Origin of the sequence: Vibrio sp. 10N.247.311.51, from assembly GCF_041467855.1 — a bacterium.
GTDB lineage: Bacteria > Pseudomonadota > Gammaproteobacteria > Enterobacterales > Vibrionaceae > Vibrio > Vibrio coralliirubri.
Genome location: NZ_JBFSVK010000014.1, coordinates 60,068 through 78,335, shown reverse-complemented (window position 1 = coordinate 78,335; position 18,268 = coordinate 60,068). Strand labels below are relative to the sequence as shown.

Sequence of the window (18,268 nt, the reverse complement as noted above, 5' to 3'; positions counted from 1 at the left end):
GTTACGCTCTATATTTTTATAGAGCGTACTTATTCTGATTAACCGCAAGAGATTCCCTATTACGCTCGTTCCTCACTTTAGGGAATGACGGACTCGTGTTACTTAGATTCAACGTTTCGGTTTGCCTAGACAGAAACAAAAACCGCTTTAGGTGAAATACTATTGAGCTAATTCCCCCACACTCTTCGTCATCCTCGAGAAGGAGGAACGACTGAATCGGGGATCTCGTGCCAGCTATACCAATAAACACTTCATCAAAACAGATTCCCTATTACGTTTGTTCCTCGCTTTAGGGAATGACGAAAATGAATGAGTCGCTCATTCTTCACTCTAGGGAAAAACGACATTCGTAGTCATTACAGGCGTAAAAAAGCCCCGCAGAAAGCGAGGCTTAGAATATTTTCAACGAACATCAATTTACAGAGGCTAAATTGCGTTCATCCTATAATACAGCGAATTAACGCAGGCCGTGTAAGAATTCGTGGCGCGTTGCTGGGTTTGATCTAAAGATACCGCCCAGAGCTGTTGTTGTCGTTTCGCTGGTCGCGTCCATTACACCACGTGATTTCACGCAGTAGTGAACGGCATCCATGGTGACAGCAACGTCATCGGTTTCGAGTAGCGTTTGCAATGCAACAAGAATCTGCTGAGTCATACGCTCTTGAACTTGTGGACGCTGAGCAAAGAATCGAACAATACGGTTAATCTTTGAAAGGCCGATGATTTTCCCACGAGGGATATAAGCGACCGCAGTCTTACCATCAATCGTCACTAAGTGGTGCTCACACGTACTGGTCACGGTAATGTCTTTTACTCGTACCATCTCACGAACACCCATCTTGTTTTCGATTACAGTAATTTTAGGGAAATTAGCGTAATCCAAACCAGAGAAAATTTCATCCACGTACATTTTAGCAATACGTTGCGGTGTTTCTTCCAGACTATCGTCCGTAAGATCAAGTTCAAGGAGAGTGAGAATCTCACGCATATGGTGTTCGATTCGTTCCTTTTTCTCTTCTCGGCTAACCTGGTTAGGACTCATTGGTGTCTCTAATCCGCGGCTTGCTAGCGCATCTTTAACCAACTTCGCTGATTCGCTAAGACCTGACATTGAACTTCCTCTTTTATTACCCCTTCTGGATGGCAAACAAGGATACTCGGAATTTTGAATAAATACACCCATATTTTAAGGGAGGTCATTATTTACGGGGCTTAAACTATGCTAAAGTGGCTGCAATTTCGTTGGCGAACCATCATGATTTGATAACTATTGAATCTCTAGTGCCAACCACCAAATCAAAATAATAACGATCAAAGGATTTCAATTATGGGCTGTTGCGACGCTCCGGGCTTGATGCCAATTGAAGAAGCACTAGATAAGCTGCTATCACCAATTAAACCTATTCAAACGACCTTATCACTGCCATTGGCAGAAGCATTGGGTTACGTACTTGCTGAAGATATTCTATCCCCTATTTTCGTCCCTCCTTTTGATAACTCAGCAATGGACGGCTATGCACTGCGCTTAGCAGACCTAGAGAACGGTAAAGTACTGCCTTTAGCGGGCAAGTCCTTTGCAGGTCAACCATTTGAAGGTGAATGGCCAGCAAACACCTGTATTCGCATTATGACAGGCGCAAAGATCCCGGAAGGTTGTGACGCCGTAATCATGCAAGAAAACACGGCTGAAACTGACGCTGGCATTGAGATTCAACAAGACGACATCAAGCTGAACAATAACATTCGCCCTACTGGTGATGATATCAAGCAAGGCGATATCGTTCTTAGCCGTGGCGAACGTTTAACGCCTCGTGACATTCCAATGATTGCTTCGCTCGGTGTGAGCCATGTAACTGTGGCACACAAGCCTAAAGTCGCTTTCTTCTCTACTGGCGATGAGCTAAAACCGCTAGGCCAGCCTCTTGAAGACGGTCAGATCTACGACAGCAACCGCTACGGCATTAAACCGCTGATTGAAGCATTTGGTTGTGAAGCGATTGACCTAGGCATCATCCCTGATTGCCCTGCAACGCTTAAAGAAACCTTCGAGAAAGCTCAAGAACTCGCAGATGTTGTTGTGACTTCTGGCGGCGTGAGTGTTGGTGAAGCGGATTACACCAAAGATATTTTGGAAGAACTCGGTCAAATCGGCTTTTGGAAGCTCGCTATCAAACCCGGTAAACCGTTCGCATTTGGTGAGTTGGATAACGCGTGGTTCTGTGGCCTACCGGGTAACCCAGTATCAGCAATGATGACTATGTATGTGTTAGTTCAACCTATGCTGGCTAAATTGGCTGGTCACACCGCATGGACAGCACCAGAATCGATCCCTGCTATCACTAAATCTGCATTCAAAAAAGGCCCAGGCCGTACTGATTATCAACGTGGCATCTACTCGATTGAAAACGGTCAGTTTGTAGTAGAAACAACAGGTAACCAAAGCTCTGGCGCTTTCCGCTCAATGAGCTTAGCAAACTGCTTTGTGGTACTAGAGCGCGAACGTGGCCGTGTTGAAGTCGGTGAAACGGTTCAGATTCAACTGTTTAACTCGACGCTTTACTAACGAGGCTTGCTGATGGAAATACTGTCTGACGGAGAGATGCTTCGTTACAATCGCCAGATCATTCTCAAACAGTTTGATTTTGAAGGCCAAGAAGCGCTGAAACAGAGCTCAATCTTAGTGTTAGGTGCAGGTGGTTTAGGCTGCGCCTCTGCTCAATACCTGGCGACTGCGGGAATTGGTAAGCTAACACTGATCGATGATGATATTGTCGAGCTTTCAAATTTACAGCGACAAGTGCTTCATACCGATGCTGATATTGGTAAGAAGAAGGTCGATTCTGCCGCTGAGTCCTTGCAGGTATTGAATCCTCATCTGACGATTGAAACTGTCGATCACAGGCTTGACGACGAAGCGCTAGCAAGTTTGATCGAAGCACACTCTCTTGTTCTTGATGCCAGTGACAACGTTGAAACGCGCAATCAGTTGAACCGTTTGTGTTACGCATCAAAAACGCCACTCGTATCGGGCGCTGCGATTCGCATGGAAGGTCAGATTAGCGTATTCACTTATCAAGATGAAAATGCACCTTGCTACCAGTGCTTGAGCGCTCTATTTGGTAATGCTGCTCTAAGCTGTGTCGAAGCCGGTGTGATGGCACCTGTTGTTGGCATGGTAGGGGCGGCTCAGGCTTTGGAAGCTATCAAGGTTATTGCCAAGTTTGGACAACCAAAGCAAGGCAAACTTTTGATTCTCGATGCCATGTCTCACAGCTGGCGTGAAATGAATTTAATGAAGATGCCTAATTGTTCCGTGTGTGGATAGACTGAATCATATCCCCTCTTATCGAAAACCTAAGCCTTGACTATATGTTGGGGCTTTTTTATGTCTCAACGTCAGCATCTCAACTCGCTTTATCAATTTGAAATACTCTATGAGAGATTAGTTTCATTTGAGTTCTCATTTTGAGAATACAGTAAAAAAATCAGCACCTAAAAATATAACCGTTAAAAATCAATAATTTAAAACTGGCACATAACTTGTAATTGTATCTGTACCTTCCATCACAAGGATGTAGATATGAGAATTACAACGTTAAGTTTGCTATTAAGTGCGCCCCTAGTCGCCAACGCAGCGCCATTCGATACCTGTCCAAGTAAAGCGTACCTTTTTCAATCCACCCCAGTGCAAGTTTGGGGCGTTAACCTAGTAACCGGCTCAACCACTCTGTTAGAAGACGATACGGGTATGAATGCCAATATCAATGGTGTGGGTTTCGACTTTCAAGACAGATATATTTATGGCTATGACACCACCAACAAACGCTTAGTGCGTCTTGGCCAAGACTTCCAAGCAGAAGTTATCAACACAAGTGGACTGCCAACTGACCATACCTTCTATGTCGGCGACGTCTATGACCATGTGTATTACCTTTACCGCACAGGGAAAGGCTTATTCACTGTTGACCTATCTCCGCTAGACTCCGACCCAAACGCGACTGTTACAGTTAACAAAATAGCTGGTAGCCCAGCAACCGTAAGACTGACCGATTTTGCTTTCCACCCAAGTGATGGTTCTTTATATGGTATAGATAATAACTCGGGCGGCTTGTACCAATTCAACCCAACCACAGGCGCAGAAACCTACATTGGTGACACCGGAGAAACAGGGACATTCGGCGCAGGCTATTTCGATGTAAACGGCTACTATTACGTATCTCGAAATCAAGACGGTAAGATCTACCGTATCAACCTATCCCCAGATAACGCTGCAAACATCGCTGCAGGTGTCGTTCCTGCTGTAGAGTTTGTATCGAATGGCCCTTCTTCTAATCAAAATGATGGTGCTCGCTGTGCGAATGCGCCTGTTGTGGATGAAGATTCCAACATCGACTTCGGTGACGCTCCAGATACTTACCTAACCTTATTAGCAAGTAACGGTCCTCGACATGAACTAGATGGCGTGACTTGGTTAGGTACAGATGCGCCCGACGCCGATCTTGACGGCTACGTAACACCGCAATCGGATGAAAGCGTGGGTATTGATGATGAGTGGGCGAACGGTGGTATCGGTTTTGTAACCGCACTTGAAGCTGGTCTTGATTCAAAAGTAGTGATTGAAGCTTCAACAACCGGTTACCTTTCAGCTTGGATAGACTGGAACCAAGATGGCAGCTTCGATGGCGCCAACGAGCAAGTGTTTACAGATTACCTGTTAGACGCTGGTGAAAACGATCTTTTCCTTAATGTTGATATCAACGCACTGACCGGTACGACGTGGGCTCGATTCAGATTCAGTCAACAAACCAACCTAAGTTACTTTGGCGGTTCAACCTCTGGTGAGGTGGTCGATATTCAAGTCGATGTTCTTAACGATGGTGCCACCGCTCGTTACTTCCCAAGTGCTTCCGGTTACGCAACGCTCGCGTACGAAGATAACTGGCCATATAAAGCCGACTACGACATGAACGACGCTGTTCTTATGTATCGCATTACCGAAATCCTTAAAGATGGAAAAGTCGTTAAGTCCACTATTGACGGCCGCCTAGCTGCTGTCGGGGCAACGTACAGAAATGGTTTTGCTGTTCGACTTCCTAACTTAGACCCGAGCTTGGTGAGTAGCGGCAGCTCTTACATGAAACACAATGGTGTATTCACTGATCTCGATCTAGAAGATGGACGTAGCGAAGCAATCTTTGTTATCGCCAATGACCTGACAGAAAAAATCAGCACTGGCTGTACCTTCTACCGCACCAGTAATGGATGTAAAGAGGATGAGCAGTTCTCATTCCAAATTGGTATTACTTTAGCCGGTGACGGTGTGAGTACTGGCAGCTGGACCGATATGCCTTACGACCCGTTCATTTTCGCAACGCCTGGGTATTATCACGGTGAAAACCTACCTCTACATCCAGGACGCAGCTGGGAAGTTCACTTGCCGGACCAAGCTCCAACCGAAGCGTTTGATACCACCAACCTTTTTGAAGCTGGTTTAGGCGTCGATGACAGTAATCCATCAACAGGTAAATACTTTAAAACAGCAGAAAACCACCCTTGGGCTCTCATAGTAACTTCGGATGACGAATGGGAGTGGCCTCTAGAGTACGTCGATATTGTTACCGCTTACCCAGAATTTAAACCATACGCAGAATCCGGCGGTGAAACGAACCAAACATGGTACCAATCACCTGCAGACAACCAACGTTACGAACCATAAGGAGAGACGTTATGACTATTCACACTAAACAATATCGAGACAATCATTGCGTTAATTCAAGTCGCAATCTCTCTGAGGAAAAACGTATGTCTGTACAAAGCACTTGGAACATGAAGAAGTCACTCGCCGTTATATTAGCAGCAGCGCCATTAGTATTAGCCGGTTGTGGGGGCGGCGGCGGTGGTGGCGGTAGCAGTGCATCGACTCCATCGCCATCTACACCCTCGGCACCTGCAACCCCGACGACTCCGGTAACAGCAACGCCTTCGCCGTCTCCCGCGACAAGTGCGGCAGCAGCGCAAAGCTATACGATGAGTGATTTGGTGGTACCTGACGGGTTTGACTACAACTCTGTTGAACAGTTTGATCTCGACATCGACATCAGCAGCATTTCGACAGACCGTTCTTTTGTGACCGTTTATAGCCGATTTAGTACAAGAGATGACTCAACCTTGAAGCCGGATTACTCCAGTAAGGTCATCGCAGGTCCATTAGATAATGGTGTGTTCGCCTCGAACTTTGCAGCACCGGTAAACCATGAAGCACTCTTGATAGAGATTTGGTTTTACGATGGTCAACCTCCATTACAACAAGTGGTTTCTGGCGGTGACTCTCAGATTGTTTGGCAGTAAGTCGTTTAGCAGCAGGTAACTTGTCGTTAGCGAGATCTCTGACGAAATAGATTCAAAGTTGATTGTTTGTAAGTAAGAAGTGAGCAGAAATGCTCACTTTTTTATTTTCGTCGAAGAGCAGTTAATTCAGCTTTCTTAGCGAAGAGCATTCACTTTACCAGCAATCTCACTTATATTTTCAAGATAACCTTCAAAGACTTACTCTCATGAAACAGTTAAAAATAGGTCTATTTATCTTAATGTGCGGGTTGGGTCTGTTAGTTGCCCTTGCCTATTTCCCGCTAACATCTGAGACGGGACAACGCATTCAAGCCAAAGTCATTTCGAACACGCTCACTCAATCCTTAGATGGACACAGGCGTTATCTTACGGTTCAGACAAAAGATAATGACGTATTTCGGGTCTCTATTGCTCCTACCACAGACTGCCCTATTGATTCTGTTGTTGCGCTTGATACATTAAACAATCAATTAACCGGACAAAGCAGTTATCAGTTCATCCACTGTCGAGCAGCTCAGTAGCTATCGATACAACAACGGGATTCGCAAAAGCAACAGTAATCGCTCTAACACTGTATTTGCTATAACAGCAAGAATCGCTAAAACAACAAGAATGGATATAACAATAATGAATCAGCCACTCATCTCACCAGAACAACTTCAACAACGTTTGCTAGCAGAAGACAACATCATCCTCCTCGACGCCAGTATCGAGTTTCAAATTCCAAGCGAGTCAGAAAAGATCAAAGGACAAATGATTCCCGGTGCTATTCGTTTTGACTATGACAAAGACTTTTGTAACAAGCACACTCTGCTTCCTCACATGTTCCCGAGCGAAAAACACTTCAACACTCGCGCAAAAGAAATTGGTATCAATCAAGACAGTACGATTGTGGTTTACGATAACTCAGGAACCTTCGCTTCTCCTCGTGCGTGGTGGATGTTTATGGCAATGGGACACAACAACGTATTCATCTTAGATGGTGGTTTGCCCGCTTGGATCGAAGCTGGTTACGCGACCGAGACTGACTATCGCACCGAAGTAAAAGCGGGCAATTTTGAAGGCCATCTTCAAGACAACTACTTTGTCAGTGCTCAGCAGGTTGAAAGTTACTCAACTAACAAGAACGCAAACATTGTAGATGCGCGTTCTCAAGCTCGCTTCGATTCAGAAGTCCCAGAACCACGTGAAGGCTTACGTAGTGGCCATATACCGAATTCGATTTGCCTACCATTTGCCCAAGTACTCGATAACGGCAAGTTAAAGCCTCAAGAAGAGCTTGTTGATATCTTTTCAACGTTAGAATTAACGCCTTCTCAACCTATGTTCTTTAGCTGTGGCTCTGGCGTAACAGCCTGCATCATATTATTAGCCGCTAAACTCACTGGCTATAAAGGTGAAATGGGCGTTTACGATGGCTCATGGACGGAATGGGGTGCTAACGACAAACTCCCTATCGCCGTGACTAAAAAGTAATTCAACTTCGCTTACTGCCACTGTTAGAATATACTGCGAATGCATAAAGAGCTTACTGATAATGATGGCCTCTCGTCTCATGAAGTAAGCCTTTATGTCGCAGTTAACGCTATGTTCGTTTGAGACCAAGACTCGATTCACGCCGTTTGATTTGTAACCCACATCAACTTGCTAACCATAATTCGTGATTAATCATAAACTAATCGTTATCGACGTTATGAATACTAATTTTTCACTCAAGAATCTCTGCTCGTAGTCGTTACACTATTTAATCATTAATACTTTCATCATTGATGTTTGTATTTTTCGTTGCATGAATCGCGCTGACGACCCAATAGTTTGTCACTTGCAGTCTGTTAAAAGTAGTAACCAACAAAAGGCATAACATGGCTCTATTTAAGAAAAATATCTGGTCGCTGTACGCGTTTATCGTACTACTGACCCTGATACTTTTCGCCGCGTTGGGAATAACAAACTGGAAAGCGAACAGAGACGACTTCATAGAGCAGCAACACATTCAGGTTGAGCTTTTTTCTAGCTCCGTCAACTCGCTGCTGACCAGTCAAGAAGCCTTGTTAGAAGTGGTCGGCCATCAACTGGCTCAACAGTCTGATTTCACACGTACTGCGTCTATCCAAATTAGGCCAATTTTAGACAAGCTACTTGAAACCCACCCTGCGATAGCAGCGTTTGGCTTATTGAATACCGATGGCGACTACCTCTCGATCAGCTCAAATCTCGAGCTTGCGAATCAAAGGAACTTGCTGCAATACGCGCCAACAAGAGACTCCTTTTTAGACGCCCTATCAAGCAGTAGAATGGTGCTTGGCCGTACCTATTTTCAAGAATCGTTGAATAGCTTGGTTATCCCGCTGAGAAAATCCATTTCAATCAATGGCAAGAAAACCGATGCAGTAATGACCGCAGGGCTACGATTAGACGCAACGATCGTATTTGAAAATAATGCTCACGCCGGAAGTTTCAATACACTAAGCCTGATCAGAAAAGACAGCTATCGCCAGTTTTATTCGAGTGATATCGAATCTGAGAGTGCGTATTCCTCTCCAGTAGGCAAAGATGTCATACAGCGCATTGCAAGTATCTTTACCGACCGCTTCGGAATTAGCGTGCAAGAAGCGATGAATGGGCAAGAAACCTACTCTTTTGTCGTCGACGATGAACAGTACCACTCTTTAATGAGCGCGAAATACATCCCAAACTACAAATTATGGGTGGTAGGACGTACGGATCTAACTCACGTCGATAGTATATTCATAAAAGAATTCAGCATTCTTTTCGTTGCCTTTATTTTTCTTCAGTTTGGTTTCTACTTTTTGGTTAAGTCGATTGCCAAGAATGAACAACGCACTCGTAGCCAACTCATTTATCAGGCGAACCATGACCCTTTAACCTCTCTGCCAAACCGTTTGTACATGCGTAAAAATATTAGCAAATGGATAGACGATAAGTCAGAGCCGTTTTCGCTGTTGTTTATCGATATAGATAACTTTAAATGCGTCAATGACACCCACGGGCACGACTTTGGAGACAAGGTTCTCAAACAGATCGCTTTGCGTTTGATGAGGTTCCGATCTCGCCTCAGCCTATTGGTACGTGAATCCAGTGATGAGTTTTTGTTCTTAACGCCCTTGTCGAATGAAGCTGAAATTAAACGACTCGCCAAGCGCATTATTGAAGTGCTTTCTCAGCCTTATGAAGTTGAAAATGCTCAGTTTTTGTTAGGTTGCAGCATCGGCGTAGCACGTTTCCCTGAACACGGAAAAGATCTGGATAGCCTGTTACGTTCTGCCGATATTTCGATGTACAAAGCGAAACAGCAGCAAAACTCGTACAGTATTTTCACAACAGAAATGCAAGACGCGCACCTGTACAAAATGAAAGTAGAACAAAGGCTACGCATCGCTATTGAGAAACAAACACTGTTCATGGTTTTCCAACCACTGGTTCGTGCAAATGAGAGTATTCACGGTGTAGAAGCACTCGTGCGCTGGATTGATGACGAATTGGGTTTTGTTCCGCCGGATGTCTTTATACCGATAGCAGAGAACACAGGCTTAATGCAAAAACTGGGTACTTTTATTATTGAGTCCAGCATTATGCAGATCGCCCACTTGCACCGAACAACAGAACAAAAGATCGGGCTGTCGATCAACATATCAGTGCGTCAGTTTTCTCATCAATCCTTCTCTGAGCACTTGTTCGCGACACTAGAAAAGTATCAACTCTCTCCTAGCTGTTTAACGCTAGAAATTACGGAGAGCTTGTTCATTGAAGATGTGACTTTGGTGAAACCGACTTTTGAAGCCCTCAAAGAGAAGAATATAAAGATCTCTTTAGATGATTTCGGTACAGGCTATTCATCACTAAGCATGTTGAAAGCACTGCCTATCGATGAGCTTAAAATCGATAAGAGCTTTATTGAGAACATTGCTGTCGATCAGCAGTCACTCACAATGGTGCAAAACATCATCGCAATCGGTAAGAACTTCGGCATGGTGGTATTAGCAGAAGGCGTAGAATCAAACGAACACTTCGCAATTCTAAAGGCATGTGGATGTGATTTAATGCAAGGCTATTACTTCTCTCGCCCTGTTCCTTACGATGAGCTGGCTACTCACCTAAACATGCAGGTGACTGAGCACGCGGAATGTTCTGTTTAAGAACGTGAGTTAAATAGACGAGCTAAATAAGGTAGGCGGATAAGCACCTACCTTATTCTCTGGGAATTTTCTGTTCGGTTATTTATTCATTTCACTATTTATTCATTTCACTATGCATAACATCGATCAACTGTCCGGAAGGATCACCTGATAATTCCCAAGTAAAAATACCGCCTAGGTCTGATTTCTTCGCCCATTCTGCCTTTGCTTTAATAGAGCGCTGATCTTCAAAAGATATGAATACTTTGTTATCTGGGTTCCACAAATAAGGCGCTTGAGCTTGTTCATCGTACTTATACTCATAACCTTGCTTGCTGCTGTAGTTATTCATAAGGTCCCAAAACATGAAGTAACCGTTTTCACCGGTACCAAACTGCGCCCCTTGTTCAGAAACTAGGTCACCTTTAGGCAGCTCTCCAGCAAAGTCTTTTGTCCCTTGCCAGCCTCGACCATAAAAAGCGGCCCCAATCACGAGCTTCTCGCTAGGAATACCTTGCTCTATCATCTGATTAATGAAAACATCAGCTCCCATTCCCCACCAACTGCGCTCTGTGGCATGTAAGTTTGTTGTGTGACCTGTTTGAGTTCCCCAGCCTCCGAGGAAGTCATACGTCATCGCAAACATATTCGTCAAATATGGGCTGGCTGCGTTCCAATCAATTTGGGCTGCTTTAGCGCCAACACCGACAGCTGTTGAAAGCTCATAATCTCTTTGAGTCGTCTTTGATAGAGCGTCCAAATCACTTCTGATTGTTTTTACTAAAAGTGTAAATGCTTCACGCTCTAGCGCTTTTTGCTCATCCGTTAGTTTCGTCTCTGGGTTCCAAGGCGAAGTGGTTAAGCCACCGCCTCCTGGGTATTCCCAATCAAGATCAATACCATCAAAGAAGTCATATTTGTGGATTAACTCAACAGCAGTTTTTGAAAAGTGCGCAATGGCTTGAGGATCTTTCGCCATCGCATGGAAAGGTTCAGACATTGTCCATCCCCCAAATGATGGCAAGATTTTGATATTTTGATTGTCGGCCTTCAATTGAGCTAACTGGGCAAAGTGACCTTTATAGGCGACATCAACACCCACGTCTCCGAAATCGACTTCTAACGCAGCTTCTTTATCCACAATAATCGCGGTATATGGTTCTTTGTCTGCACATTGCTGCTGAATTTGTTTTTGGACGGGCTCACCAGCACCGCTATGAGGACCACACATGCTCAAGAAGGCGTAAATAATATGTGAGAGCTTGTCTGCAGGTATGTCGTCAACGGTATAAGGGTTGTCTTTATTCAGATATTGCCAATCCGCAAAATACCCTGCGACGACTTTATCATCGGCATGTGCTGTAGGTGTGAGCATACAAGCCGCGGCTATTGAGCTAAGCCCAAAGATAGAAATAGATTTAAAGATAGAACTTGATTGGTCACTGTTGCTAGAAATAGCGTGTGTGATAAATGACAGTTTCATAATTATCTCCTTTAGTGTGGCTTAACATTAAAGAGTGATAATTCTTTCAACCGCTGAACAAATTCACTATTCGAGTCATATCTAATAGTTATCCCCCTTATTGCACTGGTTACATTAGGGAGGAGTTGCCATGGTTACTCAAATAGTGAATTCAACGAAGCATAAATAACTTACTATTCACCGCCTTTTGGTTTATTCACGCTAAGTTGTTCGTCCAAGTTTAAAACGGTCAAAGCATTACTTACGCTGGTTGCGATCACATCAACTACGCCAGTTCTTAACGCGCCTAATAGAGCTAATGGTTTACTGTTTTCGGCTGCGATGGCAATGACTTCTGCTATTGGCCGGAACTCTTCCAAGGCCAAACCAATCACACGGTCACTCATTACTGTGTTTGCTGTTTTACCGTGAACATCGAAAAAGTCGTAACCCGCAAAGTCACCGACGACACCTTGTAATAAACGAGATTGAACGACCTCACCTGCGGTAAACCAACCTAAGTCGACCATATAACTGTTTTCGCTCATATCACCGATACCGACTAAAGCGACATCGGCTTTTCGAGCGAGATCGAGGGTCTGCTTAACGGTGCTGTTTTCCATGAATGCGGTTTTTTGCGCTTTATTCTCGGCATAAGCAGGCGCGTACAAGGTTTCAGAAGATCCACCGTACTTTTTAGCTAGCTGCCTGCATATATGGTCGGCATTAAACATACCGCCTCTTGGGTGAATACCGCCGATACCACACACGAATTTGCAGTCTCGTGGCGTAATGACACCAGTGTGGTGAGCAACAGACGATACGTTTCGCCCTTGTCCTACTGTCACCACCATGCCGTTTTTCAGTGTACTGGTAAGATAGTTAGACACTAAACCAGCAACCTGTAATCGCTGCTTCTCTTCATTTGGTTGATCTAGTGCCACAAGTGCTCGCTTCACACCAAACCGTTCGATCAAACGTTGCTCGATCTTCGCACTAAAGACAGGGTGGTATTTCACGGTTATCTCAACAATGCCCTCATCTCTGGCTTGCTTGAGCATTCGACCAACCTTTGCACGAGAGATAGAGTACTTTTTAGATATCTCTTCTTGCGTGGCACCATCTTGATAATAAGCAACCGCTACTTCAGTGAGGAGATCAGTGTTTTCTTCGGAAACATCTTGGATATTCTTACTCATATACCATTCAACCAATATTTAACAATTATTTTACCTGCTTGAAGAACAAATGTTCGATGCTTAAGCAAGTGATACACAAGTTTACACCCTGAACATATGTAACAGCAAGGTGCATTTGATCATCGTCATAACCATGGTTTTGTTGTTGATTAATTCACCTCACTTTGCTCGTTAAACGTTTGCTTGCATACCCCATGATTACTAGAGCGAAATATATTTGACTGAAGTCACCATACAGCACTATTTACCGTTGACTTTGGGGCTAGATCGGATAAATATGGCTACATCATTTACTCATCGAGCGATCAAATGTTCTGTGCAAATGTTCGTTCGGAGAAAAATTTAAATTAATGTAAGTTTGGCTCACTGGTACAACCATTGAGAACTTCATTAGTTAGCTTGCAAATGCCCACACCTCTCCCATTAATGAGGTGTTATGCGATACATAGGATGATCAAAATGAGCAATAAATTAGAGCAACTTCGTAAACTAACAACTGTTGTAGCTGACACTGGCGATATCGAAGCTATCAGCAAGTACACTCCTGAAGATGCAACAACTAACCCATCTCTAATTCTTAAAGCTGCTCAAATTGCTGAGTACGCTCCTCTAATCGATGCTTCTATCGAATACGCAAAAGCGCAAAGCGGTGATAAAGCACAGCAAGTTCAAGATACTTGCGACATGCTTAACGTGAACATCGGTAAAGAAATCCTGAAAGTTGTACCTGGCCGTATCTCTACTGAAGTAGATGCTCGTCTTTCTTACGACATGGAAGGCAGCGTTGCTAAAGCTCGTCAACTTATCAAAATGTACAACGACGCTGGCATCACTAACGACCGCATCCTTATCAAACTGGCTTCTACTTGGGAAGGCATCCGTGCCGCTGAAATCCTAGAGAAAGAAGGCATCAACTGTAACCTAACGCTTCTATTCTCTTTCGCTCAAGCTCGTGCTTGTGCTGAAGCTGGCGTATTCCTAATCTCTCCTTTCGTAGGTCGCATCATGGACTGGTACAAAGCGAAAGAAGGTCGTGATTTCGAAGCTTCAGAAGATCCAGGCGTAATCTCTGTTTCAGATATCTACAACTACTACAAAGACCACGGCTACAAAACTGTTGTTATGGGCGCAAGCTTCCGTAACATCGGCGAGATCCTTGAACTTGCTGGTTGTGACCGTCTAACTATCGCTCCTCAACTTCTAGCAGACCTAGAAGCAGCAGAAGGCGAAGTAGTAGAGAAGCTTATCGACTCTAACGGTACTAAAGAGCGTCCAGCAGCGATGACTCACGCTGAGTTCCTATGGGACCACAACCAAGATGCAATGGCTGTTGAGAAACTGGCTGAAGGCATCCGCAACTTCGCTGTTGACCAAGGCAAACTAGAAGACATGATCGCAGCTAAGCTGTAATCACTCTCACCAAATTCAAATAGGGGAACGTTCAGTTCCCCTACTTTTATCAATTTTGTTTTTCTTAATTTTTATTCGGAAGTTCTTATGAATCAATCTCCTCAAAACAGAAAGCATCTAGCTAACGCTATTCGTGCTCTAAGCATGGACGGCGTACAACAAGCAAACTCTGGTCACCCAGGCGCACCTATGGGTATGGCTGATATCGCTGAAGTACTTTGGCGTTCTCACCTAAATCACAACCCAGCAAACCCAGAGTGGGCTGACCGCGACCGTTTTATCCTGTCTAACGGCCACGGCTCAATGCTGATTTACTCTCTGCTTCACCTAGCAGGTTACGAGCTTTCAATTGAAGATCTTAAGAACTTCCGTCAACTGCACTCTAAGACTCCAGGTCACCCTGAGTACGGCTACGCACCAGGCATCGAAACAACGACTGGTCCTCTAGGTCAAGGCATTACTAACGCTGTTGGTATGGCTATGGCTGAGAAAGCGCTAGCTGCACAGTTCAACAAAGAAGGCCACGACATCGTAGACCACTACACTTATGCATTCATGGGTGATGGCTGTCTGATGGAAGGTATCTCTCACGAAGCATGTTCTCTAGCAGGTACGCTTGGTCTTGGTAAGCTGGTTGCTTTCTGGGATGACAACGGTATCTCTATTGATGGCGAAGTTGAAGGTTGGTTCTCTGACGATACACCTAAGCGTTTCGAAGCTTACGGCTGGCACGTAATCCCAGCGGTAGATGGCCACGACTCTGATGCTATCAACGCAGCGATTGAAGCGGCTAAAGCAGACCCTCGCCCTACTCTAATCTGTACTAAAACAGTGATTGGCTTTGGTTCTCCAAACAAAGCAGGTACGCACGACTGTCACGGTGCACCACTAGGCGCTGACGAAATTGCAGCAACACGTAAAGAATTAGGTTGGGAGCACGGTCCTTTTGAAATTCCGTCGGAAGTTTACTCAGAGTGGGATGCGAAAGAAGCAGGCGCAGCTAAGGAAGCAGCGTGGAACGAGAAACTTGCAGCTTATGAAGCAGCATACCCTGAGCTGGCAGCTGAATTCAAACGCCGCGTAAACGGTGACCTACCAGCTGAGTGGGAAGAGAAAGCATCGGCAATCATCGCAGATCTTCAAGCTAACCCAGCAAACATCGCATCACGTAAAGCATCTCAAAATGCTCTAGAAGCGTTCGGTGCTATGCTACCTGAATTCATGGGCGGCTCTGCTGACCTTGCGCCTTCTAACCTGACTATGTGGTCTGGTTCTAAGTCTCTTGAAGCAAACGACTTCTCTGGTAACTACATCCACTACGGTGTACGTGAATTCGGTATGACGGCTATCATGAACGGTATCGCTCTGCACGGTGGTTTCGTACCATACGGCGCAACGTTCCTAATGTTCATGGAATACGCGCGTAACGCTATGCGTATGGCTGCTCTGATGAAAACTCAGAACATCCAAGTTTACACGCATGACTCTATCGGTCTTGGCGAAGATGGTCCAACTCACCAACCAGTTGAGCAAATCGCTTCTCTACGTCTAACTCCAAACATGAGCACATGGCGCCCATGTGACCAAGTTGAGTCTGCTGTTGCTTGGAAACTAGCAATCGAGCGTAAAGATGGTCCTTCTGCGCTTATCTTCTCTCGTCAAAACCTTGCACAACAAGATCGTGACGCTGAGCAAGTAGCAAACATCGCTAAGGGTGGTTACATCCTGAAAGATTGTGCTGGTAAGCCAGAACTTATCCTTATCGCAACGGGTTCTGAAGTTGAGCTAGCGGTTAATGCTGCTGCTGAGCTAACAGCTGAAGGTAAGAAAGTACGCGTAGTATCTATGCCTGCAACTGACGCATTCGACAAGCAAGACGCTGAATACCGTGAGTCTGTACTTCCATCTGACGTTACAGCTCGTATCGCAGTAGAAGCTGGCATCGCTGACTTCTGGTACAAGTACGTTGGTTTCGGTGGCAAGATCATCGGTATGACAACGTTTGGCGAGTCTGCACCAGCAGGTGAGCTATTCAAGATGTTCGGTTTCACTACTGAAAACGTAGTAAACACAGCGAAAGAGCTTCTAGCTTAATCTTGAATACATTGTCTCGCCCTTCAATGGGTTGATGCATACAGAAAGCCCCGCATGAAAATGCGGGGCTTTGTTATGGTTCATCGCGGATTAACGGGAATTAAAAACAAAAACGCTAGTAAGTGATGTGGTTTAGTCGCCAAACAAAAATCATACACAAACTACCGTTATCATGCCGAATCATACTTTCCTATCTTCATTCTGGGAAGGCTTTCAAATAATAAAGTCTCACCAGACAGCATCACTTATTACCCTGACTCTTAAACCTAACTCTGAGGCTAAGTGCTTTTGTGGTCTTAAAGCCGAAGCTATCCACGAGTATCAATGGCATCATGTGAAAGAAGCCATGTTGCTCGGTGTTCCTGTTGAACTTTCCGTTCAAACACGAAGAGTTAAGTGTCGTGACTGCGGTATAAAAACAGAGTCTTTATCTTGGTTAGAGCCTTATGCTCGTATAACGAAGCGCCTAAAAAGTTATATAGAACAACTGCTGCCTCTTCTTCCTATTAAGCATATCTCCCAGTTAACGAGCGTACACTGGCACACCATTAAAGAGATAGATAAACCCCGACTTCGACAAGTTGTACCGGCAGTGAAATGGGAGGGGCTAAGGCAACTCGTCATGGACGAGTTCGCTATCTTTAAAGGACATCGGTATGCCACGATCATTGCTGACGCTAAGACTCACCAAGTCATTTGGGTAGGGTTAGGCCGTAGCCACAAAGACATACGACCGTTCTTCGAGTTGTTAGGCAAGCATGGCAATAATATCGAAGCGGTCGCGATGGACATGAACACGGCTTTTGACCTTGAAGTTAAAGCGCATTGCCCGAACGCAAAAATCGTTTACGACTTATTCCAAGTTCGGTCGTGAGGTCATGGATAGAGTCAGAGTCGACCAAGCCAACAAACTCAAGCAAGATAAAAAAGCGAGGCAATGGGTCAAGCGTTCACGCTGGGTGTTATTGAAAAATAGAGTCAACTTAAATACACAGCAAGACAGCTATCTTACAGAAATATTGAATATCAATAAGGACTTAATAACCACTTACATCCTCGGAGCACAACTCAAAGAGCTTTGGTATTGTGAATCAGAAGTGCATGCCAAAGGGCTCTGGGAGGCGTGGTAGGCACAAGTACAAGAGAGTGGGATTAAGCCATTGAAAGAGTTCGCACGAAAACTGAGTCCTTATCTTCACTGCATTCTCGCATCGGCAAGTTATCCGCTCAACACCTGCACATTGGAAGAGATAAACAACAAGATTAAGCTAATCAAGCGAATGGGGTATGGGTATCGAGATACAGACTACTCCTTCTTGAAGATAAAAGCGGCTTTCCCCGGAAAGCCGCGATGAACCTTTTTTTCTAAAGTCCAACAGCCAATTAAAAGTGATACTCACTCCAAATCATTTACAGAATGATAATCGCTAACTTTCCCTTTATTAGTTCATTACTTAGCCACAAATGATGATGGCTAAATTTCATACCGCCATGCATCCACTATCAAAATCTAACATTGCAAATTTCATTCATGAGAAATATGAATGCACTCATAAGAAAAGATATATCGAGTAAAGTTCTGTTTGGGACAGATGTTTCAGTTTATGTATTACTGCTAA

The 18,268-nt window shown here is 44.6% G+C and carries 12 protein-coding genes and 1 pseudogene; 10 read left to right on the top strand and 3 right to left on the bottom strand.

All coding sequences use genetic code 11. The features are described 5' to 3' along the window. Positions 1 to 457 precede the first annotated feature (457 nt). A complete protein-coding gene (gene folE / locus AB6E85_RS14140; RefSeq protein WP_017061725.1) occupies positions 458 to 1,111 on the bottom strand; it encodes a GTP cyclohydrolase I FolE in 654 nt (217 codons plus the stop codon). A 216-nt stretch (positions 1,112 to 1,327) separates the two neighbouring features. On the opposite strand from folE, the gene moeA reads away from it, so the two are divergent. From moeA to AB6E85_RS14105, 7 genes are all read left to right on the top strand, one after another. Beyond that, complete coding sequence (gene moeA, locus AB6E85_RS14135) at positions 1,328 to 2,563, top strand: molybdopterin molybdotransferase MoeA (RefSeq protein ID WP_086968280.1); 1,236 nt, start codon at positions 1,328 to 1,330, stop codon at positions 2,561 to 2,563. 12 nt (positions 2,564 to 2,575) lie between these two features. Continuing rightward, positions 2,576 to 3,325: a molybdopterin-synthase adenylyltransferase MoeB gene (moeB, locus tag AB6E85_RS14130; RefSeq protein ID WP_372143065.1), complete on the top strand. Its 750-nt coding sequence runs from the start codon at positions 2,576 to 2,578 to the stop codon at positions 3,323 to 3,325. Positions 3,326 to 3,580: 255 nt separating this feature from the next. Further along, positions 3,581 to 5,716 carry an LruC domain-containing protein gene (locus tag AB6E85_RS14125; protein WP_372143064.1) on the top strand — a complete coding sequence of 712 codons (2,136 nt, stop codon included), beginning with the start codon at positions 3,581 to 3,583 and terminating at the stop codon, positions 5,714 to 5,716. Positions 5,717 to 5,727: 11 nt separating this feature from the next. Beyond that, a complete protein-coding gene (locus tag AB6E85_RS14120) occupies positions 5,728 to 6,348 on the top strand; it encodes a hypothetical protein (protein ID WP_372143063.1) in 621 nt (206 codons plus the stop codon). Positions 6,349 to 6,554: 206 nt separating this feature from the next. After that, entirely contained in the window at positions 6,555 to 6,869 is a 315-nt protein-coding gene (locus AB6E85_RS14115; protein ID WP_050632993.1) for a hypothetical protein, read from the top strand. Positions 6,870 to 6,975: 106 nt separating this feature from the next. After that, positions 6,976 to 7,824: a sulfurtransferase gene (locus tag AB6E85_RS14110; protein ID WP_050632992.1), complete on the top strand. Its 849-nt coding sequence runs from the start codon at positions 6,976 to 6,978 to the stop codon at positions 7,822 to 7,824. 386 nt (positions 7,825 to 8,210) lie between these two features. After that, a complete protein-coding gene (locus AB6E85_RS14105) occupies positions 8,211 to 10,505 on the top strand; it encodes a putative bifunctional diguanylate cyclase/phosphodiesterase (protein WP_372143062.1) in 2,295 nt (764 codons plus the stop codon). A gap of 94 nt (positions 10,506 to 10,599) precedes the next feature. On the opposite strand, the gene AB6E85_RS14100 is transcribed toward AB6E85_RS14105, so the two are convergent. After that, positions 10,600 to 11,967, bottom strand: coding sequence for a glycoside hydrolase family 18 protein (locus tag AB6E85_RS14100; protein ID WP_157359202.1), 1,368 nt, complete (start codon positions 11,965 to 11,967; stop codon positions 10,600 to 10,602). A 173-nt stretch (positions 11,968 to 12,140) separates the two neighbouring features. After that, positions 12,141 to 13,145, bottom strand: coding sequence for a sugar-binding transcriptional regulator (locus tag AB6E85_RS14095; RefSeq protein WP_048606180.1), 1,005 nt, complete (start codon positions 13,143 to 13,145; stop codon positions 12,141 to 12,143). 459 nt (positions 13,146 to 13,604) lie between these two features. On the opposite strand from AB6E85_RS14095, the gene tal reads away from it, so the two are divergent. From tal to AB6E85_RS14080, 3 genes and pseudogenes are all read left to right on the top strand, one after another. Further along, positions 13,605 to 14,555, top strand: a complete 951-nt coding sequence (tal, locus tag AB6E85_RS14090; RefSeq protein WP_009845571.1) for a transaldolase — start codon at positions 13,605 to 13,607, stop codon at positions 14,553 to 14,555. Between the two features lie 87 nt (positions 14,556 to 14,642). Further along, on the top strand, positions 14,643 to 16,649 hold the full coding sequence (gene tkt / locus AB6E85_RS14085) for a transketolase (RefSeq protein ID WP_372143061.1): 2,007 nt from the start codon (positions 14,643 to 14,645) through the stop codon (positions 16,647 to 16,649). A 172-nt stretch (positions 16,650 to 16,821) separates the two neighbouring features. Next, positions 16,822 to 18,004 (top strand): annotated as a pseudogene (locus AB6E85_RS14080) (ISL3 family transposase). Positions 18,005 to 18,268: the final 264 nt, after the last annotated feature.

Coding starts and splice junctions, on each gene's coding strand:
- AB6E85_RS14095 (WP_048606180.1), bottom strand. CDS start 13,145: ATGAGTAAGAATATCCAAGATGTTTCCGAAGAAAACACTGATCTCCTC.
- tal (WP_009845571.1), top strand. CDS start 13,605: ATGAGCAATAAATTAGAGCAACTTCGTAAACTAACAACTGTTGTAGCT.
- moeA (WP_086968280.1), top strand. CDS start 1,328: ATGGGCTGTTGCGACGCTCCGGGCTTGATGCCAATTGAAGAAGCACTA.
- AB6E85_RS14115 (WP_050632993.1), top strand. CDS start 6,555: ATGAAACAGTTAAAAATAGGTCTATTTATCTTAATGTGCGGGTTGGGT.
- tkt (WP_372143061.1), top strand. CDS start 14,643: ATGAATCAATCTCCTCAAAACAGAAAGCATCTAGCTAACGCTATTCGT.
- AB6E85_RS14125 (WP_372143064.1), top strand. CDS start 3,581: ATGAGAATTACAACGTTAAGTTTGCTATTAAGTGCGCCCCTAGTCGCC.
- folE (WP_017061725.1), bottom strand. CDS start 1,111: ATGTCAGGTCTTAGCGAATCAGCGAAGTTGGTTAAAGATGCGCTAGCA.
- AB6E85_RS14110 (WP_050632992.1), top strand. CDS start 6,976: ATGAATCAGCCACTCATCTCACCAGAACAACTTCAACAACGTTTGCTA.
- AB6E85_RS14105 (WP_372143062.1), top strand. CDS start 8,211: ATGGCTCTATTTAAGAAAAATATCTGGTCGCTGTACGCGTTTATCGTA.
- AB6E85_RS14100 (WP_157359202.1), bottom strand. CDS start 11,967: ATGAAACTGTCATTTATCACACACGCTATTTCTAGCAACAGTGACCAA.
- AB6E85_RS14120 (WP_372143063.1), top strand. CDS start 5,728: ATGACTATTCACACTAAACAATATCGAGACAATCATTGCGTTAATTCA.
- moeB (WP_372143065.1), top strand. CDS start 2,576: ATGGAAATACTGTCTGACGGAGAGATGCTTCGTTACAATCGCCAGATC.